This is a genomic window from Planococcus faecalis, from assembly GCF_002009235.1.
In the GTDB taxonomy this organism is placed as follows: domain Bacteria; phylum Bacillota; class Bacilli; order Bacillales_A; family Planococcaceae; genus Planococcus; species Planococcus kocurii.
On the sequence record NZ_CP019401.1, the window covers coordinates 3262878 to 3286283 of the forward strand.

At 38.9% G+C, this 23406-nt stretch carries 32 protein-coding genes; 17 read left to right on the plus strand and 15 right to left on the minus strand.

Going from position 1 to position 23406, the window contains the following annotated elements; genetic code table 11:
• Nucleotides 1-44 precede the first annotated feature (44 nt).
• From AJGP001_RS16140 to AJGP001_RS16165, 7 genes are all read left to right on the plus strand, one after another.
• Nucleotides 45-446 (plus strand): DUF4362 domain-containing protein, encoded by a 402-nt coding sequence (locus AJGP001_RS16140; RefSeq protein ID WP_071152796.1) that lies wholly within the window; start codon nucleotides 45-47, stop codon nucleotides 444-446.
• A gap of 1301 nt (nucleotides 447-1747) precedes the next feature.
• Complete coding sequence (locus AJGP001_RS16145; protein WP_071152797.1) at nucleotides 1748-2041, plus strand: 3-isopropylmalate dehydrogenase; 294 nt, start codon at nucleotides 1748-1750, stop codon at nucleotides 2039-2041.
• Nucleotides 2042-2102: 61 nt separating this feature from the next.
• Nucleotides 2103-2480, plus strand: coding sequence for a hypothetical protein (locus AJGP001_RS16150; protein WP_071152798.1), 378 nt, complete (start codon nucleotides 2103-2105; stop codon nucleotides 2478-2480).
• Nucleotides 2481-2693: 213 nt separating this feature from the next.
• On the plus strand, nucleotides 2694-2924 hold the full coding sequence (locus AJGP001_RS16155; RefSeq protein WP_071152799.1) for a hypothetical protein: 231 nt from the start codon (nucleotides 2694-2696) through the stop codon (nucleotides 2922-2924).
• Nucleotides 2925-3034: 110 nt separating this feature from the next.
• Complete coding sequence (locus AJGP001_RS17800) at nucleotides 3035-3334, plus strand: glycosyl-4,4'-diaponeurosporenoate acyltransferase CrtO family protein (RefSeq protein ID WP_369678709.1); 300 nt, start codon at nucleotides 3035-3037, stop codon at nucleotides 3332-3334.
• Between the two features lie 97 nt (nucleotides 3335-3431).
• A complete protein-coding gene (locus AJGP001_RS16160) occupies nucleotides 3432-3683 on the plus strand; it encodes a hypothetical protein (RefSeq protein WP_071152800.1) in 252 nt (83 codons plus the stop codon).
• A gap of 73 nt (nucleotides 3684-3756) precedes the next feature.
• On the plus strand, nucleotides 3757-4266 hold the full coding sequence (locus AJGP001_RS16165; protein ID WP_071152801.1) for a MepB family protein: 510 nt from the start codon (nucleotides 3757-3759) through the stop codon (nucleotides 4264-4266).
• Between the two features lie 273 nt (nucleotides 4267-4539).
• Here the strand turns inward: AJGP001_RS16165 and AJGP001_RS16170 are convergent, their stop codons facing one another.
• Nucleotides 4540-5229: a copper homeostasis protein CutC gene (locus AJGP001_RS16170; protein WP_071152802.1), complete on the minus strand. Its 690-nt coding sequence runs from the start codon at nucleotides 5227-5229 to the stop codon at nucleotides 4540-4542.
• Nucleotides 5230-5527: 298 nt separating this feature from the next.
• Between AJGP001_RS16170 and AJGP001_RS16175 the strand changes: the two genes are divergently transcribed.
• The 3 genes from AJGP001_RS16175 (at nucleotide 5528) to AJGP001_RS16185 (ending at nucleotide 7417) form a co-directional block, all read left to right on the plus strand.
• The gene (locus tag AJGP001_RS16175) at nucleotides 5528-5908 is read left to right on the plus strand and encodes a VOC family protein (RefSeq protein WP_071152803.1); all 381 of its coding nucleotides are present in this window, start codon (nucleotides 5528-5530) and stop codon (nucleotides 5906-5908) included.
• A 212-nt stretch (nucleotides 5909-6120) separates the two neighbouring features.
• Nucleotides 6121-6408, plus strand: a complete 288-nt coding sequence (locus AJGP001_RS16180; RefSeq protein ID WP_071152804.1) for a hypothetical protein — start codon at nucleotides 6121-6123, stop codon at nucleotides 6406-6408.
• 46 nt (nucleotides 6409-6454) lie between these two features.
• On the plus strand, nucleotides 6455-7417 hold the full coding sequence (locus AJGP001_RS16185; RefSeq protein ID WP_071152805.1) for a DUF3885 domain-containing protein: 963 nt from the start codon (nucleotides 6455-6457) through the stop codon (nucleotides 7415-7417).
• A 219-nt stretch (nucleotides 7418-7636) separates the two neighbouring features.
• Here the strand turns inward: AJGP001_RS16185 and AJGP001_RS16190 are convergent, their stop codons facing one another.
• Together AJGP001_RS16190 and AJGP001_RS16195 are read right to left on the minus strand one after the other, a co-directional pair.
• A complete protein-coding gene (locus tag AJGP001_RS16190) occupies nucleotides 7637-7927 on the minus strand; it encodes a helix-turn-helix domain-containing protein (protein WP_071152806.1) in 291 nt (96 codons plus the stop codon).
• A gap of 5 nt (nucleotides 7928-7932) precedes the next feature.
• Nucleotides 7933-8385 (minus strand): hypothetical protein, encoded by a 453-nt coding sequence (locus AJGP001_RS16195; RefSeq protein ID WP_071152807.1) that lies wholly within the window; start codon nucleotides 8383-8385, stop codon nucleotides 7933-7935.
• A 457-nt stretch (nucleotides 8386-8842) separates the two neighbouring features.
• Between AJGP001_RS16195 and relB the strand changes: the two genes are divergently transcribed.
• Together relB and AJGP001_RS16205 are read left to right on the plus strand one after the other, a co-directional pair.
• A complete protein-coding gene (relB, locus tag AJGP001_RS16200; protein ID WP_071152808.1) occupies nucleotides 8843-9055 on the plus strand; it encodes a type II toxin-antitoxin system RelB family antitoxin in 213 nt (70 codons plus the stop codon).
• Between the two features lie 6 nt (nucleotides 9056-9061).
• Nucleotides 9062-9325 (plus strand): type II toxin-antitoxin system RelE family toxin, encoded by a 264-nt coding sequence (locus AJGP001_RS16205; protein ID WP_071152809.1) that lies wholly within the window; start codon nucleotides 9062-9064, stop codon nucleotides 9323-9325.
• A gap of 629 nt (nucleotides 9326-9954) precedes the next feature.
• Here AJGP001_RS16205 and AJGP001_RS16210 read toward each other — a convergent pair.
• Nucleotides 9955-10251 carry an AbrB/MazE/SpoVT family DNA-binding domain-containing protein gene (locus tag AJGP001_RS16210; RefSeq protein WP_071152810.1) on the minus strand — a complete coding sequence of 99 codons (297 nt, stop codon included), beginning with the start codon at nucleotides 10249-10251 and terminating at the stop codon, nucleotides 9955-9957.
• Between the two features lie 240 nt (nucleotides 10252-10491).
• Here AJGP001_RS16210 and AJGP001_RS16215 point away from each other — a divergent pair, with 240 nt between their 5' ends.
• Genes AJGP001_RS16215 through AJGP001_RS16230 form a run of 4 tightly spaced genes read left to right on the plus strand, consistent with a single transcriptional unit; the run spans nucleotide 10492 to nucleotide 11848 of the window.
• Nucleotides 10492-10884, plus strand: coding sequence for a disulfide bond formation protein DsbD (locus AJGP001_RS16215; RefSeq protein ID WP_071152811.1), 393 nt, complete (start codon nucleotides 10492-10494; stop codon nucleotides 10882-10884).
• 55 nt (nucleotides 10885-10939) lie between these two features.
• Entirely contained in the window at nucleotides 10940-11140 is a 201-nt protein-coding gene (locus AJGP001_RS16220) for a hypothetical protein (protein WP_071152812.1), read from the plus strand.
• A 57-nt stretch (nucleotides 11141-11197) separates the two neighbouring features.
• The gene (locus AJGP001_RS16225) at nucleotides 11198-11377 is read left to right on the plus strand and encodes a hypothetical protein (protein ID WP_071152813.1); all 180 of its coding nucleotides are present in this window, start codon (nucleotides 11198-11200) and stop codon (nucleotides 11375-11377) included.
• Between the two features lie 18 nt (nucleotides 11378-11395).
• Nucleotides 11396-11848: a GNAT family N-acetyltransferase gene (locus AJGP001_RS16230; protein WP_071152814.1), complete on the plus strand. Its 453-nt coding sequence runs from the start codon at nucleotides 11396-11398 to the stop codon at nucleotides 11846-11848.
• Between the two features lie 28 nt (nucleotides 11849-11876).
• Here AJGP001_RS16230 and AJGP001_RS16235 read toward each other — a convergent pair whose 3' ends face one another.
• Nucleotides 11877-13082 (minus strand): ABC transporter permease, encoded by a 1206-nt coding sequence (locus tag AJGP001_RS16235; RefSeq protein WP_071152815.1) that lies wholly within the window; start codon nucleotides 13080-13082, stop codon nucleotides 11877-11879.
• Entirely contained in the window at nucleotides 13069-13968 is a 900-nt protein-coding gene (locus tag AJGP001_RS16240; protein ID WP_071152816.1) for an ABC transporter ATP-binding protein, read from the minus strand. The genes AJGP001_RS16235 and AJGP001_RS16240 overlap by 14 nt, the downstream gene beginning before the upstream one ends.
• A 213-nt stretch (nucleotides 13969-14181) precedes the next feature.
• Between AJGP001_RS16240 and AJGP001_RS16245 the strand changes: the two genes are divergently transcribed.
• A complete protein-coding gene (locus AJGP001_RS16245) occupies nucleotides 14182-14430 on the plus strand; it encodes a DUF4362 domain-containing protein (RefSeq protein ID WP_071152817.1) in 249 nt (82 codons plus the stop codon).
• A gap of 97 nt (nucleotides 14431-14527) precedes the next feature.
• Here AJGP001_RS16245 and AJGP001_RS16250 read toward each other — a convergent pair whose 3' ends face one another.
• The 9 genes from AJGP001_RS16250 to AJGP001_RS16290 form a co-directional block, all read right to left on the minus strand.
• Nucleotides 14528-15532, minus strand: coding sequence for a histidinol phosphate phosphatase domain-containing protein (locus tag AJGP001_RS16250; protein ID WP_071152818.1), 1005 nt, complete (start codon nucleotides 15530-15532; stop codon nucleotides 14528-14530).
• Nucleotides 15532-16314: a DeoR/GlpR family DNA-binding transcription regulator gene (locus tag AJGP001_RS16255; protein ID WP_071152819.1), complete on the minus strand. Its 783-nt coding sequence runs from the start codon at nucleotides 16312-16314 to the stop codon at nucleotides 15532-15534. The genes AJGP001_RS16250 and AJGP001_RS16255 overlap by 1 nt, the downstream gene beginning before the upstream one ends.
• Nucleotides 16311-17315 carry an ABC transporter ATP-binding protein gene (locus AJGP001_RS16260; RefSeq protein ID WP_071152820.1) on the minus strand — a complete coding sequence of 335 codons (1005 nt, stop codon included), beginning with the start codon at nucleotides 17313-17315 and terminating at the stop codon, nucleotides 16311-16313. Before AJGP001_RS16260 ends, AJGP001_RS16255 begins: the two co-directional genes overlap by 4 nt.
• Nucleotides 17312-18097: an ABC transporter permease gene (locus AJGP001_RS16265; RefSeq protein ID WP_071152963.1), complete on the minus strand. Its 786-nt coding sequence runs from the start codon at nucleotides 18095-18097 to the stop codon at nucleotides 17312-17314. Before AJGP001_RS16265 ends, AJGP001_RS16260 begins: the two co-directional genes overlap by 4 nt.
• The gene (locus AJGP001_RS16270; RefSeq protein ID WP_245830301.1) at nucleotides 18097-18873 is read right to left on the minus strand and encodes an ABC transporter permease; all 777 of its coding nucleotides are present in this window, start codon (nucleotides 18871-18873) and stop codon (nucleotides 18097-18099) included. The genes AJGP001_RS16265 and AJGP001_RS16270 overlap by 1 nt, the downstream gene beginning before the upstream one ends.
• A 135-nt stretch (nucleotides 18874-19008) precedes the next feature.
• Complete coding sequence (locus AJGP001_RS16275; RefSeq protein WP_078080772.1) at nucleotides 19009-19836, minus strand: alkaline phosphatase family protein; 828 nt, start codon at nucleotides 19834-19836, stop codon at nucleotides 19009-19011.
• Entirely contained in the window at nucleotides 19826-20920 is a 1095-nt protein-coding gene (locus AJGP001_RS16280; protein ID WP_078080773.1) for an ABC transporter substrate-binding protein, read from the minus strand. Before AJGP001_RS16280 ends, AJGP001_RS16275 begins: the two co-directional genes overlap by 11 nt.
• Nucleotides 20921-21714: 794 nt before the next feature.
• Nucleotides 21715-22635 carry an ABC transporter substrate-binding protein gene (locus tag AJGP001_RS16285; protein WP_071152821.1) on the minus strand — a complete coding sequence of 307 codons (921 nt, stop codon included), beginning with the start codon at nucleotides 22633-22635 and terminating at the stop codon, nucleotides 21715-21717.
• A gap of 30 nt (nucleotides 22636-22665) precedes the next feature.
• Complete coding sequence (locus AJGP001_RS16290; RefSeq protein WP_071152822.1) at nucleotides 22666-23403, minus strand: ABC transporter permease; 738 nt, start codon at nucleotides 23401-23403, stop codon at nucleotides 22666-22668.
• Between the last annotated feature and the right edge of the window lie 3 nt (nucleotides 23404-23406).

The window sequence follows — 23406 nt, forward strand, 5'->3', positions numbered from 1 at the left end:
TCTAGCTTACGTGAAAATTGTCCTTGCTTCAGGAGGTTAAGGTATTGAAAAAAAGGTTCCTTTTAATTTTACTGACCATTTTTTTAAGTGCATGTAACCCTGTTAAGGATAGCGATATCGTGCTCGAGCAAAAGGAAATAACAACTAATTCGGAGAAGTTTGAAACGTTTATCAGAAATCTTGAAAGTGGACAAGAAGATAAAATACGCATTGTCCAAAGAACTACAGAAGGCGATCCAATTTTTAATACACTAGACTATAATGGTCAAACTATTACATATACGTATGACAACTCTCGGGATAAATTTGGTGATTCAAATACGGGATTAGAAAGTGGAACTTGTGAACATCTAGAAAGTGAAACGAGCGAAACCGGTAGAATCTACCGCTTGAGCGGTTGCTCTTCTGAAGTCGGAGAGTATTTCGAGTTTGAAGTTCTAGAGTAACTTTTTAATGACTGGAGAAAACATCAATAAATTTCAGCAGAACGACACTTGATATCACTGATGAGTGGTTGAATTTTTTAATTAGGTAGATTTGAATTTCTGAATTGGTTTATAAATTAATAAGCTCCTCAACTTTTAAAAAGGCTGAGGAGCTTATTTTTTTGTAAATTTTTATGCTTCACAAGCGAAATCATCTTTATCACGATCATTTTCGATTGGTAGGCAGCATGGCCCTTCCGAACTCCTCATGGATAACCAGTTCGAAGTTCTGTGCAATTACTGAAGTTTCCTGAAGCGACCCAAATACTAGCAGCAACCTCTTGTGCAGCTTGTTGTTCAAGTACTAAGTTTTCAGTAGCTGCTACTTGCTCAGCTTTTTTCTGAGTAGCTATTCTTTCTTTTTCTTCAGCTAATCGAAGCTCTCCTAACTTAGCTTCTTTCTATTTTGCAATGGCAACCTCTTCATCTACTTTAGCCTGTTCTTCAGACTCTTCTATCGCTGCTAGTTGCATACCTTTCTGTGAGTCTGTAGTGGTGTCTATGAAGATAAATGATATGAGAAAAAACTACCAAAGCCCACATGATTTTTTCGATCTTTTAGTAAAAATTTCTTAGTAAATCTTCTAATACCCCAAATAAAAACTCCATAACTTCATAAAGAGATACCTTCACACGAAAGACTCCTCACTCATTCTGTTAAAGAAATACATACTGTTTCTACAGAAACGATCGCATTTTCTTGTGAAGAAAACGACTCGATTCCCTCCTATTACTAACAGTTGCAACATACGTTCTTTAACCGTTTCAAACGAAATAATGAAAAAGTGAAACGAAACCATAAACTCGTTCGTATAAAGTAATAACGTCTCAAAATCCACGCTAATCGGAATCAACCGGCGAGCCCTGTCAGCGTATTTGTTCCCTCGCTGTATCAAGCAACGTTTAGATGCGGAAACCTAGGTTGATTTTGCATTTACCCTTAGGCGCTTAGAAATCGTGCTGATTCATATTTTGTTGAATCAGCACGATTGATGAATAGGATTTTAGAGATACTGGAAATTAGTCCTATTGAGATGTATTTTCTCTTGTCACTGCATTTATCGAATGGGCGATGAGTCTGTACGATTATGAGAAAAATACTAAGTATCTCTAGAGATATGAGTGGTTCCAAAGGTATTTGACGTCTACTGAATACCAAGCATTAATTTTCGGAAATGATGATGTTCGTTATTCTTATTGGAACACGCTAAATTTATACTTACTGTATTTTTAGTAGGCTGTTTCAGACAAAGGAGACTCTAATGAGCGGTTTTTTCTTAATCCTTATGGGATTTTTTATTGTTGGTGCAAACCTTATGGGATTTATCTTCTATAAAAAGAGGGAAAATTTATACGATGCTGCTTTTATCCTATTTTTATTAACGGTTTTGTTTGGAGCAATCGGTGGCTTAATCGCACTTTTAGTTATCCGTGATGCTTTCGCATTATTTTACGGCTTGCAAGTAGGATACTATTTACTACTAAATAGTGTTGTTGCTTTCTTGATTGCCCTTGTTGTAACTGCAATACAAAGATATAACCACAATAAATTATAGTTCATGCTTGTATTCAAGTAACGAGTGCAGTTGTTGAGAATTTTTTTAAGGAGAGTGGCTAATGTTTATAAAGAAACGCACATTAATAATACTCACAACTTTGATTTTGATAGTAAATGGTGTTTTAATTTATTCTTTATATTTTAGTAAACCGAGAAACTCACTTGAATTATATCAAGCTATTGCTTTTGCAAATGATTTCGAACAAACACAAAACTTAAATTTGGCAGGCTATGAAGATAATTTTAAGAAAGAAGACTTTGATTACATTAAAAGTGAAAAGTCGATTGCAAACAGCATAAGCCAAATGACGTTGTTTGCGTATGACGAAAAAACTTATGTCATTACGACTTCTCCTGGAACACGAAAATTAAAAATTTTAGCAGTAGAAGAGTTACCAAAAGATATAAGGGATTATTTTAGTGAAGGACTAGAGTGAAATTTCATTTAATAATAGTGCGTTGGTTTTTACTCAGCCTTTGTATCGTACATATTTTACCGTTTTTTATTCAGCAATTTTTATAAGGCGTAATCTATGAATGCGGACTGATGTCATTCCATATCCCAAAATCGGACATGGTTATTGGTTAAAAGAAAATGTGCTCGACGCAATTAGCAGCTGTTTAGAATTTACCTGGAAAGGATGAGTTTTATGTTATGGATACTTTCACAAAACAAACAGAGCCTGATGAATGTAAAAGATGTTTCGGTAAAAGGAAAATACATTCAAGGTTTTGTCGAAAACAGCTTTTTAGATCAATGGAATAAAACGATTGGGAAATATGAATCCAATGAAAGAGCCATCGAAATTCTTAGTGAACTATTTGCGAAAATCGAAGAAAGTCCTGATGCTGCAGTGACGTTTACTATGCCTCAGAAGTAAGTCAGCACCACGCGCCTTAACCAAACGGGTCATCCTTCTAGTAAAATATGCTGAAGTTTAATTAGGGGGTGAACATTTGTCAGTTACCATCTAGATGATCCTCATTTTGGGTGATACTCAACTACAGCGTCACATATTGCCTAAAGAAACTTTCCAAAACAAAATCAATCCGAATTAAAAAACGGCAAGATAAATTGCCGACGATGAATATCACGCTTAAAAACTTAAAAACCAAGCTAACCTCCGACTATCTACATACACTAATTATGCAAACCTATTATGCTGAATTTGGGCACCTAACTACTGCTGTATTGGATTTTCTTTGTCTAGTAGTTAACCCAAGTGCGTATTTACTAATGGCTTTTATTTGTTTCATTCTTTATTTTTTATTCATATTCACTTCTATTTAATTCAGAGGTATAATCGTCCGAGATTACTCAACGTGAGATTCAGGAAAGGGTACTCTGCAACAAATGAGCTAGATGAAAGTGGAAGGGAGGTAGGATAGTGGGTGAAATAGACAAGCGAAAGAGATTGAGCGAAGAACCTTTTGCCTTTGAAGTAAGGAAAAAAGGAACGGTAGCCATTTTCTTTGAAGGGAAACAAATTAAAATGATAAGAGACAAAGAAGCTGAGCGTCTCATAGCTAAAATCAGTAAAGTTGAAAACAATATTACAGAAGTACAATTATTATTGGCTAAAATTACTGGCAACTTCAAACATGGCAATGAGAAACTTGGTAAAAACAAATCGAAATAAGTGTAAGAAATTGGCGGGAGAACAATATCAGCCATTTTCTATTTTTATCACTATGAATTTCAGGAGTTGTAGCATGAATGATTTTTATACAGCATTAACCTATTTAACTAACACACTGTATAAACCCTATAATTTGGTGGTAACGTCGATTCAAGAAGAAAAACAAAACGCGATGTATGGTGCAGGTACATTTCAACTATCCTCTAGAACCATTCGATTCCGCGTAGCGAATGTCACACCCAAAAAAACAGGGCAGTTTGTCGCTTTTTGGGAAAAAGACGAAAACAATGAAAACCAACCTTACTTGTACGACGAAGCACCGGATTTATTGGTGGTAACCGTATTTAAAAACGGCCATGATTTTGGTCAATTTGTCTTTCCGAAAAAAGTTCTTCTTAAACAGGCCATTCTTAAATCTAGTGTCACCAAAGGAAAAATGGCCATGCGGGTCTACCCAAGCTGGGATCATCCCACTAGCAAACAAGCGATAAAAACACAGCAATGGCAGCTGCCCTATTTTATTGATATGCGACTTTCGAAGCCCTTACTCAAAGAAAAAGTCACAGAACTGTATTGCCACTAACATTTGGGATAGCTATAAATTGCGATAAAAATGTAGAAAGCCGTAGTCAAAACATGGTTGTTTTTGACTACGGCTTTCTACATTTTTTAATTTAGCTTGTGGTGCTTCCGAAGAAGTAAGGAAGCAGAGCTTTAACTGCTCGCTAGGGTCATTGATGAGAAACGCTTGCAAAGACCTTATACTTACAGCAAAATCATCCGTAAACTCCTGGATATTGGCCCTTATCTTCGGATCTATCCTTTTTTCATCCGTTCTTCTGGTGGATGTTCTGTGCTAAGCCTTCATTTCTGTGACTTGCTGCATTACTTCTTTGTCAAACCCTTCTGCATAAGAACCATTTTTTCGGACGCCGCTCCCCAAATGATACTCGCTAGCCCTCACAGTTTGATGGATTTCTTCTATATTCGTCGGCGTTAATCCCCCACCACACAGAATAGACGGGCCTTCCATCTCTTTTGATAACTCGACTAACTTTCTTAACTGGTTCTTGCCTCTCAAACAATCCACATGACCACCAGATGTTAAAATTCGTTTCACTTGTTTTTTGTAGTTCGCTAATGCCCTATATGCATACAGCTGATCGTCAATTTCATCAAAAGCGCGGTGGAATGTGATATCGAGCTGATCAGACACCGCAATGACTTTTTCTAGTGCTTGTTCATCTATTGCGTAATCCTTTGTTAAAGCTCCAAATACAATTCCGTGACCACCCAAATTCAACACATTTTTGACATCTTCGATGATTGTGTTCATTTCTGAATCGCTATAAAAAAAATCTCGACTGTGAGGACGTATCATTACTTGAACCGGTACCGTCACACTGTTCAACACTTGCTTGATGGTTTCAAAGCTCGGTGTTAACCCTCCCTCATCGATGGAGGAGACAAGTTCTAGTCTAGCTGCTCCCATTTTTTCTGCTTGGATTGCTTCCTGTTCATTTTGTACAATGACTTCTATACTCATTTTTCATTTCCTTTCAGACTAGACGATTATACTGAACCCCAGCGCGCCAGTTCCATCATAATCTTCTTTTTCATAGCTTTATCGTATAGTTCCTATAAACGCATCCCATTATGTTGCACATTCTTTTAACTTTTATCTTTGCCTAGAGTCGTTTCACTTTTCCTATGCATTTCCTAATTCCCTTGCTTTTCCACCTAACAAAAACGGTATTTACTACTGGTCGCCTAGGTTCATTGAAATACTTATCAATTGATAACTAAAATGGGTAAACTTAAAAAAAGAAGGAGGAGAAACCTTAATGATTAACAAAATCGGTCAAATTATGCTTTATGTAAACGATCAAGATAAAGCAATACGTTTTTGGACAAAAAAAGTAGGCTTCAGTATTATTGCGGAAGAAACTACTCATGGCATGAGATGGATCGAAATTGCTCCATCGAAGGACTCAGAGACAAGTATTATTTTACACGATAAAAAAGGAATTGCTAAGATGTCTCCGGAACTAAATCTAGGTACACCCTCTTTAATGTTCTCAACCGGAAATCTCGATAAATTATATACCGACTTAACAAATCAAGGCGTTACTACCGGAAAAATAGTGGAAATGCCTACTGGCAGAGTATTCAACTTTGCGGACAGTGAACATAATTACTTTGCAGTTATGGAAGCAAGCAAGTGAGTTTTTGCATCCACATCTGCAATCCATCCCCTCTTTTTTATATGACGTAGGAGGATTCAGAATATGGAGAGGAGAACTAAAAAAGGAACTTATTTTTTCAAGTTTTTTCAAGACTGCATATTCAAGTAAATTTCCATTTGTATTAAGAAACTAATTGCCTGCTCATTCTGTCTTACTTACTAATCATGTTTCGCGTAAATGGAGGGATAGCTATGTGGTTTCTACTAGGCGTTATCGCAATAACAGCAACTTGTATAAATCTTGCTATGTATGCAACAGGCAAAGATTATAAATTGGCGATGGCCATGGGCTTATCTTTTACAGCGTTAACTGTGGTCGCGGATTATAGTATGGTGTCGAGCTGGGTAGAGGCGGAAGATTGGTCTGCTTTACTAGATGTGGTTCCGATAATGGCAGGCGCGTTGTGGATGTTAACCATCCTATCGATTTTATTGAATATAACGCCTATTCTGTTAGAACTGAAAAACAAAAATAAATAGTATTAATTCAAATTTAGGACAGAATCCATTTAAGAAAGGAATACGAATGAAAGAGACCTTATTGAAGTACCTAGAAAGCAATTTCCCAGACTTAACGAGTGAGTTGTATGTAAGGTTTGATCTAGGCAGTCCGCATGAAAATGGAACTGACGAAAGAATCGATCAAGTTACGACAAGAGTGACTAGCTTGTTCGAAGAGGTATTCAAGCCGGACGATTTTATTTATCTTTACATCAAAGATTACGGTGGGACAGAAGATAGTATGTTTGGAAATAACACGCCAACGTATCTTACTGATTTACTAAGCACCCAAAGGATTGAAGAGGACATTTTGTACGATATCGATGAGGATGTTGACGAGTTAACAGGCAACACGATAGAACTAAAAAATGAATTCAACGTGAAAATTGTCTATGCAAAATTAGCCTCTATTAACTACCGAGAAATACTGAAAGGCATTGGGAATTATGAGCAAGGTCGAGATCCTTCTATTGGCGAATCTGTATACTTTATGAACACAGAAAAAGACATCGTATTTCACATGTATGACGATCGTGGATGTGACGTTTTCGGCTTAAATAAGGATACGCTTGCCCCCCTATATCATAAGTTCAGAAAGTGGATTTTAGACTATAACCGGATTGAAATAGATTATGCTTTTGAAGAAGGATTATACACTTACGTTGAAACTACTGATGAGAAAGAGAAGAGAATTAAAGCCGACCAGCTACAAGTAAAAGAAACGAACATTGATTTATTTCAGGACAATACCTGTCACATCACCCATACGCTTGTCATACCGAATGACAAGACAGATGAGTGTATCAATGAACTATCTGAAACTGGTTTCACTCTTTTTGTCGATACGAAAAATTGTGCGTGTAGCCATTTAAAAGTAACCAAAACAGACGCTTTGGCCGTTATTGATTACCAAACTGAGCTTATGTCTTTGTATTCGAAGAAATATGAAGGCGCGTATTTAGGATGGTCTGTGAGAAAAGCTTTTTAGTTAAGGTTGTGGTGGAGACAGTTTTAGTACAAAAATTTCGATGGAATAAGTGAATTCAAAGGAAAGGTTTTACTCGGAAAATCAGTATCGACAATCCTCTATTGGCTGTACTTATATAATAATTTTATTTTTGAGGGAGATAAAACAAAAAAGGCTACTGTAGTAGCCTTTCTGTTTTCTTACATGCAAATTTCACTTTCAAAACCCTACCTTACTGTTTTAATGATGTACAACATACTCTTTAGCAAGGGGAGTCCCATCTTCCTTTAGATTCAATGCTGTATATACTTTTATAATTGTACTTGGACGTATCCCTTGGTCGCCACCTTCAATCCGGCTGATGGTTTTCTGAGTAACATCTGCTTTATCAGCAAGTTCTATTTGGGAAAGCCCTAATTCCATACGTCTTTTAAAGACGTTTCGACTCCGACTGTATTCAGCGCTTTCTAATGCTTCTTTTATTGCCGTATTCTGTATCAGACGGTTTCTCAAATCATTTAAAGTTGCCATTTTTCTCACCCCTCAAAGAAGTCTTTTTCTCGCTTCGTCCGTTTGACATGATTATATAATTGTTTTGCTCTTTGCATATAAAAATTTGTCATATCTGGTTTTCCGTGGACTTTCGTAAATCCGTAAACAAATACATAACAAGGCTCTGCTTTATAATAATAAGGAAAGTAAATAAACCGATGAAATTCAGCTCCATTATCAGCCTTCATTTCAAAAATCCGAGGTTCCGAAAGACGTTTTACTAACTCCACATCTACTTCGCGACCACGAAAAGTGCGTTTTATCCGATAAGGCTTTGTTTCACCTAGTGGAAACATTGTTTCTGGCGCTTCTGCGAGATCCGCAAATCCCTGATAAATCAATACTCCAAGATCTGTATCCTCTTCTGCCAGCTTTTCAATGAAAGGTAATACTTGTTGCTGATTGTCGATAGTTCTTGAAAAATAAATTTCTGTCATATGTATTATAGCTAAAATGACTTAAATTGTCTAATTATTTAAGTCATTTCATCCTCCTTTCCTTACTTAACTTCCTTTTAGTACTACTTTCCATTAGTATACCGCTTTTATACAATCTATAGAGATATTCTATAGTTCTACTATCTACAATCCAAGCATTCTCATTAGTTTTTGTGTCGTAGTTATAATTTACTTAATGACTTTAATTTGTTTCATAATATAAGCGAGTTATTTTCTCTACAGATTTCGAGAAGTTTTATTATTGGATGAATTAATCAAAACTCGCTCAAGGACCTTTTAATAGATATTCATATTCCTCTATTTTCTCTATCAAACTGCGTATATGTATTGAACTTCAACGAGAATCGCTGTATACAAGAATTCAAAATCTATCATTTTACAAACAAAACAAAATGTAATACAATGTATTACAAAGAGCAAAAGGGGGGTTTTATTCATGGCCACTATTTCTTTGCGTGTGGATGACCGCGACAGCAAACTCATCCGCGACTACGCCAAACTGAAAAACACATCTGTTTCGGATTTGATGCGGAATGCCATCATCGAGAAGATTGAAGATGAACTGGATGTCGAAAACTTTGACCGGCTCCTTGCCACTATGGAAACAACCCATTCCTTGGATGACGTCAAAAAAGAATTGGGTTTATAACCAACCATGTATGCAGTTCATTTCTCAGATGTCGCGTTGAAGAAATTAAAAAAGATGGACCGGTACCAGGCCTCTCTCCTGATTGGCTGGATTGAAAAGAACTTGAAGGATACCGACGATCCACGAATACAGGGCAAGGCATTGGTTGCAAACCACAAAGGCAAGTGGCGTTATCGGGTTGGTGATTACCGTATTCTAGCGTTGATCGAAGACGAAAAGATCATTATTACCATTATCGATGTTAGACATCGAAAAGATATCTACGAATAAGAAGACAGGTGCATGCGCTTCAATAGGCTGCACCTGTTTTTCATATTCCACAGTAAGCATTTGACTGGAATGACCGCCGTGAAAATCTTTATATCAATTGGTTTCTCCTCGGACTATAACCTCTTCCAAGCGGTTCATAAATTGGACGCGTTGCTTCATGATAAGTAGAATGAGTAAGAGTATGATGATTACAGAAATGAAGAAGTCTTATGATGAAGAGTACCTGTATTATGAGGAAAGTCGATCAGCTTGGCTGCGTTGTCACGCCGATCGAGTTGAGAAGATCCAAGAGTAGCCACTTTTATATAGTGAAGCTTACAGAACCCACCATGCCTCTTCACAATGCGAATCACGGTGGGTCGTTTTATTTCCTCATTTACTCATCCAATCCTGCATTTTATACATTTTTGGTTACTTGCATTTTGCTGTTCATCATTTTACCTTCGCAAACTTCCACATGTGTTAGGGAGAAGTTTGTTAATCTTTTTTTGCATTTTTACTAACTTTATTCGTAACATACGGAGAAACGCAAAAATCGGGATAAATCATTCCATTAGAAAAAGACTGCCGGGTTTTGATGCTCTGACAGTCTTTTCTTCATTCACTTCCCATGTATTTAACGATTTCGGTCATGCCTTCTTTGTTGATCCAAGATTCGCTTTCTTGTTTTGCAGCTCTTGCAAGAGAATGCGCGCGCCTGTCAGACTTAAGGTGAGCCCTGGCGCAAATTCTTTGTTTTCCGCTAATACCTCACCTGTTACCAAACAAGCACCGGCGGGTTGGTATTTTCTCAACACAATCACATCTTCTTCTACTAAAATCTCCACGGGATCTCCAACGCTCATTTCCATTCCGCTTCTCAGTTCTTTCGGAATGACGATGCGTCCAAGTGAGTCTGTGTTTCTTACGATTCCTGTAGTTTTCATGGGCACACTCTCCTTTTGTTACATACACGTTCTGGTCAGGTTCCTTCCTTACCGAAAGGAACGCACGTTCTCATTGTATCACTTCCCTGCTATTTCTGTGCGTACATTTTAGAAAAACTCCAGAGAATAAGTCTATTTTTTTAGCCCTAGGCATTTTGCTTGAAACAATGAAACGAATGCGCAGCTGATTCGTAATAAGGTTATAGACATTTTGAATTTTTACCAAGGAGGAACAGACACATGAACAAAAAAGCATGGAACTTGATGGGATGGGGACTTCTTTTCGCAATCGCGGTTTCGTGGATTGGTTTTGGTTATTCGAGCTGGTTTTTGTTGTTGCTTCCCTTAGCTCATCTTTCTTTTTCTGTTCGCGATGGCAGCATTAAAAAACTTGGAAAGTTGTCGTCTTCTCACTGGCTGCAGCTTTCATTCGCATTGGCGATTGCTGTTGCCGTTGTGTTTGGGCTTATTCTGCTCGCTAATTTTTTAATCTTGGATCTGTTGCACATGACGGGATGGAGCAAGACCGTCATTCAAGTAGTCGCTATTATTCTAGCGTTGTACCCTGCGAAGTTTCTGTACGCCCGCGTTGTGCATAAGGCTTTTGATGACGTGAAAATGGAAAAATCTTAAAGCTTGAGTGTTGGTTCATCTCCAGCTAGTGTTGAGGCCATAGGAGTGAATGCGCATGAACCACCCAAAATTGGTTTTCGTAGGTTACTTCATTTTGTTTCCCGTACTATTTCTGTTCAGTTCGTTGCTGTGGCGATTTGTCATTCGAAATGGTGAGTTACTCGTTGTCGCAACAGACGCGCTAGCTATTTTGGCTATTTATTATTTTATCGTCAGCGCTTTTTTGGTTACTCGGATGAACAGGTCTTCGTCCTGACGGCTACCTCGAGCTTTACTTTGGATCAAGGATGGATATAGAACAGGAGGACTAGAATTGAAAAAATATTACGCCTACCACTCGCTAATTATGACAATTTACGCCATCGTACTTCTTTACTGCCTGCTAAACAACCGATTTGTACCGGTTTTGATTGCAGCCATACTTGGCATGCCACTCATGATTTTAAATTACAAGAAAAATCATCCAGCTAGCAATCGTAAAGTCGTCAAATAAAAAAGGAGTGAATTTCGAATGATTTTCCGAAAAGCTGTTATAGAGGACCTACCTAACATTGTTCAGCTTCTAGCAGATGACGAATTGGGTACTACGCGTGAACGGTATGAAACTCCTTTGCCAGACTCTTACATCGAAGCGTTTAACGCGATAGAAGCTCAAGTTGGAAACCAGCTCCTGTTAGCTGTTGAAGGAGCTTCAATTATTGGCTGTCTTCAGCTGACGATTATTCCGGGTCTAGCAAGGCAAGGCATGAAACGCGCCCAAATTGAAGGTGTGCGTGTTGCTCAAAATCAGCGTGGAACCCAAATTGGCGAAGCTTTGTTTAAAGAAGCAATGGCCATTGCCAAAGCTGAACATTGCGGACTCGTTCAGTTAACCACAGATAAAAAACGGAAGGATGCTCATCGTTTTTATGCACGATTAGGATTTATCGCAAGCCACGAAGGCATGAAATTCATTTGTCCATAAAAAAAACCTTGCTTTCGCAAGATTTTTTTTATTTTTTGAACGATTTGACGACGTCTTTGAACTTGAGGCGGTTGCCGTAATTCAAGGAACCGAATTTGTAAATATGAATCGATAACGCGGCGAACAAGACGACGGTCCCCACCATAATCACACTTGAAATGAGCAGAGAAGTCATCGGCACACTGGTCAGCATATACCGAATCGGCATCGTAAATAGTGAGATAAATGGGATAAACGAAGTGACTTTTACGACTGCGTTATCAGGTGCGTTCATCGCAAATGTGGCGGCAAAGTACGCCAAAATAAACAAGAACGTAATTGGTGTTACGGATGAGTTAACATCTTCTACTTTGGACACCAAGCTGCCTAATGCGGCGTAAATAAACAAGTATAAAATATACCCCATTACGGAGAACAAGATGTACACGAGCAATACGTCCGCTGTCATTGATCCTTGCACCAGGTCTAACACAAACTGCGGGTAATTTTCTTTGTTTACCATAAATCCAATGACCCCAAATAATAGGATAGCAGCGACTTGCAGCATTCCAGTCAACCCAACGGCTCCTACTTTCCCAAGAATGAGGGTTCGGGGATTACTTGAGGTAATGAGCAACTCCATTGTACGGGAATCTTTTTCTCTCGCTACGGATGTCGCGACGTTCGCCCCGTAAAGCAGAATGAGCATGTACATCGTGATCATCACTGCAAACGCAATGGCGGTGCCTGACTGGGCATCCTTTCCGAGAAACACCGTTTCTTGTTCGATTGGTTGTGCTAAAATTTCACGGACTTCTTGACTGTCGATGCCTTTTTCTTCAAACAAACGCGTTTCGTTCAGTTGCTTTAACCGCGATTCAAAAACCAGTTGTTCGGTCGAATCCGTCGTGCTGTCAAAAGAGATATAGGTGTAGCTGTCGTAATCTTTTACGACAAACCCGGCTGTTTCTTCTTCGTTTTGTACAGCTTTTCTCAATTCGTCTTCAGTTGCGTAGCTTTCTTTTCCGAACACCGGACTGACGGCGTCTTTAATTTCTTTATTTGCATAAACGACGACAAATTCTTCGTTTTTCGCGGTGTCTTCTTCTTCGTCACTTCCAAACCAAATCATGAAGCTCGGAATGGTGGTGATGAGCAGTGTAATGATGCACATGATGGCCGTGGTAATGAGCAAGCTTTTCTTTCGTATCATGCCAAGGAATTCAAACGTAAAAACGGTTTTAAGCTTTTTCATTTTGATCACCTGTTTTCTCAATAAAAATTTCTTGAAGACTTGGTAAGTAATCCATAAACATTGTGAGTTCTATCCCTTGGCTAAATAGGTCTTCAACAAACGAGCGTTTCGTTTCGTTTGGTTGAAGCGTTAAAATAATGTCTTGTTTTTCAAGGGTGTAGTCATAGCCTGACAGAAAACTCAAGTTGTCTTGGTCTGCAAACCGTAAGCGCAGCTTGCCTTTGCCCATTCGTTTTCGAATGTCGTTTAAATCTCCACCTAATACAATCTTGCCGTTGTTGATAATGGCTATGTCATCGCAAAACGACTCGATGTACCCCATTTGATGGGAAGAAAAAATAATGATGCGATCTTCACGAATGTAATTTAATAACGAATCTTGGAAAATTTTTGAATTTACCGGATCCAGCCCAGAAAATGGCTCATCCAATATCAAAATATCCGGTTCGCAAATAAACGCTTGCGTAATTTGCACTTTTTGTTGGTTCCCTTTAGACAGCGTCTCGAGTTTTTGGTCTAAATAAATCGCAATGCCAAATTCTTCTGCCCATTTTTTCATGGAATGCTCGGCATCTTTTTTGTTTGCCCCGCGCAACTCCGCAAAATAAATCAACTGATCTTTTACTTTGAATTTCGAGTACATGCCGCGTTCTTCAGGCAAATAGCCAATGCGATAATCGGTCGGCTTGAATGTGTTGCCGTCTATTGTAATCGAACCGGTATCCGCCTCAAACACATCCATCAAAATTCGCATCGATGTCGTTTTTCCAGCACCGTTTCTTCCTAAATAACCAAAAATCTGTCCTGAGTTAATCGTTAAGTTGATGCCTTTTAACACATGTTTGTTGTTAAAGGATTTGTTTAGTTCTTCGATTACGAGTTTCATGTTGACACCTCCACAGAGTAAATTCATCTCTTTGAATCTATCTTAACACAGAACTTTTTCCATTATAACCCATCTTTATTTTATACTGTTTACAAAATGAACTTTATAAGTTCAGGCTGTCCCTATGTAAGCGGGTTACGTGTTGCGAAAAGTTTTGTCTTTCATTTTATTGGCCCTATTCTAAAGTTCCTGTAATCCTGTTAGGATAGCGACATGGTGTTCGAGCAAGGAGAACTCATCGTTAATTCGGATAAATTCAGAGCATTTACCCGAAATCTTACAAATGAAAAAGAAGATAAAATTTGTATTGTTCCAAGAACTACAGAGGGCGATCCAATTTTTGATACATTAGATTATAATGGCGACAATGTTGCGCATACGTATAATAATTCTCATAATGAAGTTGGAGGTTCAATATCAGAACACAAAATAGGTGAGTATGACGGACTTGCAACTACATGATCGTGACATTAAAAACGCACTGAACCTTAAGCTTAGGGTTCAGTGCATTTTAGTATCTGGTTTTCTTGTTCATTATTTCGTTTTTAGGGTCGCTAAATTAGATAAGATGAGATTTTTTTGCTCGCTGATCAAAGCTTACTAAGCTTTTCACACCTAGTTTTTTCAACATTTCCTTGTTATCCGCAGTGTAATTCCCAAGATCGTCGGGGTAATGGCTATCAGAAGATAAGGTAAATTCGACTCCTCGTTCTACTAAAGTTGTTAAAAAAGAAGGTCCTGGACACATCTCTTTTACTGGATACCGATAATACAGCCCCGCATTCACTTCAGTTGCCGTGTTTGTTTCGACAAGTGCGTTGGCTATCTTTTCATGCCATACTTGGTTGAAGCTTATATCTTGTACTTGGTAGTTAAAGACTTTTAAGTTGTCCAAATGAGCGACAAAATCAAATAACTCTGAACGAATTGCGTTTTCTACTATGATGTAAAACCGATTATACAATTCTTTTAAATCATATTTTAGAAACACATCCGCAGTTTGAGGATTATCGAATCCCCAACCATCGACAAAGTGAACAGATCCGATAACAAAATCCCACGCGTATTCTCCTAATAATTCGGTTAGTTCTGTTTCGCATCCTTCAAAATAATCTGCTTCTATTCCGAGTTTTAACTCAATTCCTTGCAGCCGCCACTTTTCTTTTTCTTTTTCGATTGCCTCAACAAAATCAACCATATTTTCGGTCATGACATGATTTAACCACGCTGATTGAGCCCTTCCGATTGGGTGTATAGGATCCAAAATCATATTCTTTTCAAAATAACTCCGTGTTTCTTTAAAGCGGTATAAATGATCCACGATGCCAACTTTCTTCAAACCTAATTGCTTTGCCTTTTCTAAATACAAATCCAACCAAAAACTGCTAAAGCAACCTTGGTCAACTCGCTTTTGCAATTGCTTTGTTTGCCAGCGCATGAATGCTTTTGACCCTTTTTCTAAATCGGCCGGTGCTCCAAAAGATGACAAAGTTTTAGCCGTTCGTTCCAACCACTTGACTGTATAGGGTCCTTCTTCTAAGTGAACATGAAAATCCATTTTCATTATTCTACTCCACCTTTCACGACTGTCCACAGCGACTCGTATTCCGACCAGTCTTCTGGACACGATTGATCACAGAGCACTTCTGTTAGTTCGTCCAAACTGCAGATGCTGTAAAACGATTGTTCTCCGATTTTAGTTGCATCAGTTAATAAGATCCTGCTGTTGCTTTGTTTCACCATCTTTGACGATACGATTGATTCATCCATATCAAAGTCAAAAACAGTTCCATTTTTCACTCCGCCACACGATAAAAAAACTTTGTCGAGACTCATTTTCGTTAACCACTCGACAGTTACCGGTCCTGCCACTGAAGACTGTGCCGGATTGGTGATGCCTCCGAGTAACAATACTTTTCCCGTTATCCGCCTTTCTTCTAATGCTAGATTAAAACGTTCGGCAGCAGCAAGCGAATTTGTTACGACCGTTAAGTTGTGCACGCCCTCCAAATAATCGGCCAAATGCACAGTGGTCGTTCCTACATCAACGCCAATGGTATCCCCATCTTCAATACGGCTAGCAGCGGCTTTTGCAATTAGTTGCTTGACTCTTTTTTGCATATCCAGTTTCCGCTTAAACTGCGGTTCCGTTCGAAGTTTCAAAAACGGAATAGCCCCTCCGTGAACTCGAGTTAATAATTGGCGGTTTTCCAATTCGCCCAAATCTCTACGTATCGTTTCTGGTGCGACGTCCAGCTGTTCGGCAATATCCACGACCGATATTTTCTGTTTTTCTTGTAATTGCTTAACTATGTATTGAAATCTCTCCATTTTTAAGTAGGTCATTGCAGATAAATCACATCTTCCGGAGAGATATAGCAGTCGTATTCTTTTCCAACTTCGATAGACTGTCCGCGACGGTGCAATTGTTCGACAGAAAACTCACGGTCTCCTGACAGAAAAACCGTTCGAATAACATTTCCACTCATGGCTGATTTTTTAGCAACCGCTTTTATCCGGTAGTCAGCGTCAGTTCCTTCAAACGATATTGCTTCCGGACGAATGGCTAGTTTGTCGCCTGTTTTCGTTAAGTTTTTTCCAATCAGCTCTTCTAATTGTGTTTTGCTGAAAACATTGTAATGTCCGATAAAATTTGCAATAAATTCAGTTTGGGGCTTCGTGTAAATGTCAGTAGGCGTTCCACATTGCGCAATTTCGCCTTTATTCATGACGAAAATCTTGTCAGAGACGGCCATCGCTTCTTCTTGGTCATGCGTCACGAGAATCATCGTAATCCCCATTTGACTTTGAATCGAACGCAGATCCGCTTGCAGTTTTTTTCGAATTTGTGCATCTAACGCACTTAATGGCTCATCTAAAAGTAACACTTTCGGTTTAACGATTAACGCACGCGCTAAAGCAACTCGTTGCTGTTGACCGCCGGATAATTCGTGAGGATATGCTTTTTCTTTATCGGATAGGTGAACAACTTCTAAAATTTCTTTCACTCTTTTTTTGATTTCTGCCGCAGGTGTTTTATTGATCGTTAAGCCGAACGCTACATTTTCATGCACTGTCATATTAGGGAACAAGGCGTAGGATTGAAACACCATGCCTATTTCACGTTTTTTGGTCGGAACTTTTTCCATGTTTTTGTCTTCAATTTTCACACTACCAGACGTTGCTTCTGTTAACCCTGCCAGTATTCGTAAAATGGTGCTTTTTCCACAACCGCTCGGCCCTAAAAGGGTAACGAATTCTCCTCTTTCAATCGACATATCAATCGAAGAAAGAACCGTCGAGGTGCCGTAATTTTTTTGCAAGTTTTCTATTTGAACATAACTCATGACTTCACCAGACCTTTCGATTGTTTAGTCAACACGGAGATCGCCAATGTCAAAATCCCCATTAAAACAAGATAAACAAAGACAACGGCACTTGCTATATGTCCGCTTGTACTCAATTTTTCCATCAAGTAAATTTGAACGGTTTCAAATCGCGAGCCGACAACTAAGTTAATCAGCACAAATTCTCCAAATAAAATCGAGAACGATAACAAAGCACCAACAAATAATCCTGGATATATGGCCGGCAGCAAGACTTTAACAAAAGCTTGACGTTTTGAAGCACCTAATAATTCCGCTGCATCTAATAATTGTTTGGCATTAACATTTCTAAGACTGTTGCGAGTTCCTTGATAAATGTACGGAAAAATACTGATGATATAGACACCTAACACTGCCAAAATCATCGGTATCCCTAGTTGCGTATATGTACGGATCAAGCCAACCGCTAAAATAACACCCGGGAAGGCATAAACTAACACAACAATGGTTTGCATCCATTTTTCATATTTCGGAAAATACAGCACAATCACAAATATTGCGGGGACTACGAAAAAAAAAGCAAGAACTACAGCACTCCCTGACAACAATACCGAACGTCCAAACGCTTGGATAAACTCCACGTCTTGAAATAGAATCGCGAGCCATTTAAAAGTTAACCCTTCTGGTAAAACTGTCCTGTTCCATTCCGTCGCAAAAGCATAAAGCGCAGTGGCCACAATGGGCAATAGTAAATACAACATGAGAAACAGCAAGAACAAGTCAGCTACTCCCTTTTTCTTTATCATAAATTTCTCCTCGTTTTCTTAATGCTCCATTCACTGAGAACCATTGCCGAAATCATCGTGGCTCCAAGTAACACGGCGATGGCACTGGCCAGTTCCGGTTGGGCAAAAATATCACCCGATAGCAACGTTCCAATTCGGATAGCTGCTAAATTATAGTCACTTCCCGTTAACGCATAGGCCGATGCATAAGCGCCCATTGCATTCGCAAACAACACACTAAAAGTCCCCACAATTCCTGGGAGCATCACTGGAATACCAATTTTCATCCAAAATTGAACTGTATTCGCACCTAATAAGGCAGCAGCTTCTTTCCATTGCTGTTGAATTCCATAATAAATCGGATACAGCAGCATGAGGGATAATGGCAACTGAAAATAAATATAAATCAGTAGCAAGCCGCTCCAGCTATATAGAGAAAAAGAAGCAAGCGCATCTATGTTCCATTTCTCAAACAATAAGGTAAACAGCCCACTGTTGCCAAGCAACACAATAAATGCAAAAGCCAGTGGAATACCTGAAAAATTCGATGTCAAATTAATCATGACTAAAATTCGCTCTTTTACGGGATCTGTAAAGCGCATCATTGCGTAAACCGCAAATAACGAAACGACAAGCGCGACAAGCGCAGAAACAGCCGATAACGTAATGCTGTTTTTGAATCCTTGTAAGATATAGCTGTTGAACAAAACCGTTTTGTACTGATTTAACGTAAAGCCCTCGCTGTCAGTAAAACTCGATAAGAACATATTCACTAAAGGCAAAACAAAAAACATCACGATTAACAGCATGAACGGAATAAGTAAAAATAAGGATTTATTTTTAGGTGTCAAATGATCACTGCTTCCATTAAAATTGTCATTTTACTTTTTTTTATATCTAGGTACATGAACTATCGTAAGCACTACAATTCAAGCACGAAGACATTCTTCCATTTTTAAAGGCATCATGGCTTTTGACGGTTCGATTCCTAATAACTGACAGACTAACGGCGCAATCATCAATTGTGAAACGAGTTCATCAGATATTCCCGCAGTTATTTTTTCTGAGACTATAAACAATGGCACATGGCGATCCTCCGCTGTATTTCCGCCATGATTGCCATCTGCCGTCATTCCATGGTCCGCCGTAATGATAATGTCGTACCCGCTTTCTTTGCACAACGGGATAAACGTTGATAACAATGCATCCACGGCAAGTACCCGATTCCGGTATTCTTTTGAATCCGCAGTAAATTTGTGACCGTCATCATCTACGTTCATCGGGTGAATATAAAGAAAATCAGGTTGTTTTTTTTCCATGAGCCACGAGGCTTCCGCAAACAAATGGCTATCGGGGTAATGATCTTCAAAGTAAAAAAACCCATTTTCAATCGGCAATTCCGTATCTAGTTGAATGCGATCTTGAATTTCATTGAAAGGAGCGGAATTATACAATTCACTTACCCAATGATAGGCGGCAGCGGCCGTTGTTCTCCCGCTGTCTTTCGCCAAATGGAATAAACTTTGTTGCGTGGATAACCGTACCGTTCGATTGCTATTAACCCCATGGACGACAGGAGGTGTACCTGTCAAAATGGTTTCGTATAAAGGCCTGGAAAGTGATGGAACTTCTGAGCGCACTTTATAACGCGCAGCTTTTTCATGTTCTACTAAATGTTGTAAATACCCCATATGGCTACAAGCCGTATCAAACCGAAGTGCATCTATAACAATCAGAACCACGCGATTAGTTGCCATGGATTAATACCTGTTCTTGCCACATTTGAGGAATATTCTTAGTTGCTTCTTCCCAAGCCGCTTGGTCTTTAACTGGCTGTGTGTTGGTATACATTTCATCCGGTAATAGCATTGCTTTTACTTCTGAGGAAAGTTCTACATTTTCACGAATAGGACGAGCATAGCCCTTTGCTAAATTTTCTTGTCCTTCATCTGACAGAATATACTCTCTTGCCAACATCGCAGCATGAGGATTTTGAGCATACTTGTTAATTACTGTAGCGTAACCTGACATAATGGATCCTTCTTCAGGAATGACAATATCAAATCGGGATTCATCGATTTGATTGCTATAGCCTAATGCATTGAAATCCCACATGATGGCAACATCAATCTCGCCTTTTTCAAGGTTTGCGACTGTTGGATCTCCTTGCAAACGTCCTTGTTCCGCCAATTCCGCAAAAAAGTCGATACCTGGTTGCAGATTTTTTTCATCTCCACCAAAAGCCATTGCTGCCCCTAAAATAGCAAATTGTGCTTGATTTGCCGTTAAGGCATCACCAATGCTTACAATATACTCACCGTTTTTAAGGTCTTCCCAAGATTTCGGAGGATTTTCAACATTGTTGGTATCGGTTAGGAATGCCATCGTTCCGGTATAGCCAACGATCCAATGCCCTTCATCATCTTTTGCCCATTCCGGAATATCCTCCCAGTAACTTGTTTTATACGCTTGCGTCAATCCTTTTTCTTCAGCAATCGGTCCAAATGCGACTCCGACATCGCCCATATCAGCAGAAGCATTGTCTTTTTCCGCTTCGAACTTTGCCAATTCTTCTGCACTCGACATATCTGTATCGGTATGAGTTATGTCAAACTCAGTTTCTATTTCACTCCACGTTTCTACCCAGTTTGCCCATGTGTCAGGCATGCCGACAGAATTTACTTCGCCTTCTACTTTTGCTTTTTCGATGACTTCTTCTTTCGTTAAGGAATTTCCATCAACTTGTGCACTTACACTTTCTTTATCACCAGAGCATGCCGCCAATACACTTACTGCCATAATTCCCAACACACTCTTTTTTAAAATTTGCTTAAAGACCATTTTGAAACCCCCTATTTGTTTTTGTTTGTTTTTGTTTGATTACACTAATAATCATAACGAACAAACATTGAGCCAGTATGGAGTCTTTACTAACGATTCGTAAAGATTGTTAAGAGAGTGTGAAGAACATATAGGGTTACTTCTTTATTTCAATATAAAAAAGCACTGAATTTAGAGCTTTAAAATAGCGCTAAATTCAGTGTTTTTTTGTTCCCACAGGTTTTATCATCTTCCATTATTTTTATAATTTTATTGAACAAGATGCCTAATTCTACAACTACTAGTAGCGTAACTACGATTGGCCACAAAATAGTGCATCCTTTTTTCGTAATTACGAGCAGAATGAAGAGAAATTCCAGATTTTGTAGAGGTTTTACTGCTATAGATTTCGTATGTAGCGTGAAACTCTTTTGAAATCAATGCTTTCTACTTATTCCATTCTAATAATTCCCATTTATTTGGATATACTGTCGAGTTTAGTAGAAATACTGTCCGTTTCACAGCGAATACTGTCCGAATAGGGATGAATACTGTCCAAATTACGCTGTTTACTAGCGAATTAAAAACAGATCCTAGCCTCAACTAAAACCAACCATAAAAATCTCTTCCAAAGAAATCTGGTGGCTGGTTTAATTCAGATAATCTATTAGTCACATAAAAAATGTTTACACTCATCCCTTATTGTAAAAACCGGACACAATTTGGTATACAACGTTACAAATTTCCCCACAAAAAAACGTACTTTCATTTAGAGCTTTGTAACAGCTCTAAACAGAGTACGTTTTTCTCTTTTTCTACTTTACAGCCAGCAACTCTTCTTCTAAAAAGTCATTTTCAACAAGCCAGTCGTAAGCAACTACAGAAACACTTTGCCCTTCAATATCGACGAGGTAATTCAGTTCTCTCATAATGTCGCTGTTTAGGCTTTCTGCCAAGCGAGCTGTAATTTCTTCAATTTCTGGGTACTCTTCAAACACTTCTTGATTGATCGCGACAGCTGCTCGGTATGGCGGAAAGAATCGTTTGTCATCTTCTAACACGACTAAGTCATAATTTCTGATCGTAGCATCTGTTTCAAAGGCTACTGAAACGTCAACTTGCTCATTGTCTAATGTCCGTTGCGTCAATCCTAAGTCCATTTGACGCACTTGGCTAGAACCAAATTCAAAACCATAGGTCTCTTCTACACCTGGCAAGCCGTCTGAACGATTTGCAAACTCAGCATCAGCGGCCATCGTCAACTTTCCAGGATTTTCGTTGACATAGTCTGAAAGATCACTGATGGATTTGATGCCGAGTTCTTCTGATTGTTCGCTTCTCATCGCGAGCGCATAGGTATTGTTGACACCCGACATATTCATCCAGTGGATGTCGTTTTTGATATCATTTTCTTTTACCTTTTCAAAAGCAGCATCGGGGTCAGCAATGGATTCTTCGCCCATATACGTAATAAGTGCCGTTCCCGTGTATTCCCACATCATGTCTACTTGACCATTTTCTAATGCTGAACGAACGACACTACTGCCAAGGTTGTTCATTTGGTTGACTTTAAAGCCTTCATCTACTAATAAGAATGCCGTCATCTCTGACAGTAAGTATTGTTCCGTATAGTTTTTTCCCCCGACCGTCACTTCTTTTCCGGTCACGCCTATTCCTGAACAGGCCGACAAGATCACCGCAGCAATCAGCAGAGGGACCAGTTTGAGTAAGTTCATGACAAATTTCAATACCTCCTATCCCTATTGCTAAGCTTCCTCAATACGCCTCGATCCTTTTGGCACAACGAGATATTCGATTTTACGCAAAATATAATCAGCTAAAATCGCCAATAAAGTTACAGGGATGGCTCCAGAAATCAGGAAGCCGTTATCAAATAAGTTAATCCCAGTAAAGATCCAAACACCAAGTCCACCTGCACCAACCACATAGGCTAGAGCCGCTGTACCAATGTTCAAGACAACAGCCGTTCGGATGCCGGCAAGGATGGAGTAAGCCGAATTAGGAAGCTCGACACGAAATAAAATCTGATAAGGTTTCATTCCCATCCCTTTTGCCGCATCGATCATATTCTTGTCAATAGAGTCAATGCCTGCCACTGTGTTTCTGAAAATTGGCAGGATCGAATAAATAAACAATGCAAAAACGGCCGATTTAAAACCGATACCTAAAATACTAATCATTAATGCCAGAACTGCTAGACTGGGAATCGTTTGTCCCAAATTGGCGACATTGGAAACCAACCATTCGGCTTTTTTGAATTTGGGTCTAGTGATGAGAATGCCTGCTGGTACAGCTATCAAAATAGCGAGAATTGAAGAGACCAGTACTAAAACAATATGCTGTCTCAGCAACACCAAAAATGTTCCTGATTGAGTAAAGATGTAGTCAAAATAGCTATTGGCAACTGCCCAAATAAAGAATGTGGCGACCAATGCATAAAGCGCGTATTTGACAATATTGCCTATCCATTTTTTTCGATTCACCGA

Coding starts and splice junctions, on each gene's coding strand:
- AJGP001_RS16145 (WP_071152797.1), top strand. CDS start 1,748: ATGAGCGGTTTTTTCTTAATCCTTATGGGATTTTTTATTGTTGGTGCA.
- AJGP001_RS16150 (WP_071152798.1), top strand. CDS start 2,103: ATGTTTATAAAGAAACGCACATTAATAATACTCACAACTTTGATTTTG.
- AJGP001_RS16155 (WP_071152799.1), top strand. CDS start 2,694: ATGTTATGGATACTTTCACAAAACAAACAGAGCCTGATGAATGTAAAA.
- AJGP001_RS16165 (WP_071152801.1), top strand. CDS start 3,757: ATGAATGATTTTTATACAGCATTAACCTATTTAACTAACACACTGTAT.
- AJGP001_RS16170 (WP_071152802.1), bottom strand. CDS start 5,229: ATGAGTATAGAAGTCATTGTACAAAATGAACAGGAAGCAATCCAAGCA.
- AJGP001_RS16175 (WP_071152803.1), top strand. CDS start 5,528: ATGATTAACAAAATCGGTCAAATTATGCTTTATGTAAACGATCAAGAT.
- AJGP001_RS16180 (WP_071152804.1), top strand. CDS start 6,121: ATGTGGTTTCTACTAGGCGTTATCGCAATAACAGCAACTTGTATAAAT.
- AJGP001_RS16185 (WP_071152805.1), top strand. CDS start 6,455: ATGAAAGAGACCTTATTGAAGTACCTAGAAAGCAATTTCCCAGACTTA.
- AJGP001_RS16190 (WP_071152806.1), bottom strand. CDS start 7,927: ATGGCAACTTTAAATGATTTGAGAAACCGTCTGATACAGAATACGGCA.
- AJGP001_RS16195 (WP_071152807.1), bottom strand. CDS start 8,385: ATGACAGAAATTTATTTTTCAAGAACTATCGACAATCAGCAACAAGTA.
- relB (WP_071152808.1), top strand. CDS start 8,843: ATGGCCACTATTTCTTTGCGTGTGGATGACCGCGACAGCAAACTCATC.
- AJGP001_RS16205 (WP_071152809.1), top strand. CDS start 9,062: ATGTATGCAGTTCATTTCTCAGATGTCGCGTTGAAGAAATTAAAAAAG.
- AJGP001_RS16210 (WP_071152810.1), bottom strand. CDS start 10,251: ATGAAAACTACAGGAATCGTAAGAAACACAGACTCACTTGGACGCATC.
- AJGP001_RS16215 (WP_071152811.1), top strand. CDS start 10,492: ATGAACAAAAAAGCATGGAACTTGATGGGATGGGGACTTCTTTTCGCA.
- AJGP001_RS16220 (WP_071152812.1), top strand. CDS start 10,940: ATGAACCACCCAAAATTGGTTTTCGTAGGTTACTTCATTTTGTTTCCC.
- AJGP001_RS16230 (WP_071152814.1), top strand. CDS start 11,396: ATGATTTTCCGAAAAGCTGTTATAGAGGACCTACCTAACATTGTTCAG.
- AJGP001_RS16235 (WP_071152815.1), bottom strand. CDS start 13,082: ATGAAAAAGCTTAAAACCGTTTTTACGTTTGAATTCCTTGGCATGATA.
- AJGP001_RS16240 (WP_071152816.1), bottom strand. CDS start 13,968: ATGAAACTCGTAATCGAAGAACTAAACAAATCCTTTAACAACAAACAT.
- AJGP001_RS16245 (WP_071152817.1), top strand. CDS start 14,182: ATGGTGTTCGAGCAAGGAGAACTCATCGTTAATTCGGATAAATTCAGA.
- AJGP001_RS16250 (WP_071152818.1), bottom strand. CDS start 15,532: ATGAAAATGGATTTTCATGTTCACTTAGAAGAAGGACCCTATACAGTC.
- AJGP001_RS16255 (WP_071152819.1), bottom strand. CDS start 16,314: ATGACCTACTTAAAAATGGAGAGATTTCAATACATAGTTAAGCAATTA.
- AJGP001_RS16260 (WP_071152820.1), bottom strand. CDS start 17,315: ATGAGTTATGTTCAAATAGAAAACTTGCAAAAAAATTACGGCACCTCG.
- AJGP001_RS16270 (WP_245830301.1), bottom strand. CDS start 18,873: ATGTTTTTTGTTTTGCCTTTAGTGAATATGTTCTTATCGAGTTTTACT.
- AJGP001_RS16275 (WP_078080772.1), bottom strand. CDS start 19,836: ATGGCAACTAATCGCGTGGTTCTGATTGTTATAGATGCACTTCGGTTT.
- AJGP001_RS16280 (WP_078080773.1), bottom strand. CDS start 20,920: ATGGTCTTTAAGCAAATTTTAAAAAAGAGTGTGTTGGGAATTATGGCA.
- AJGP001_RS16285 (WP_071152821.1), bottom strand. CDS start 22,635: ATGAACTTACTCAAACTGGTCCCTCTGCTGATTGCTGCGGTGATCTTG.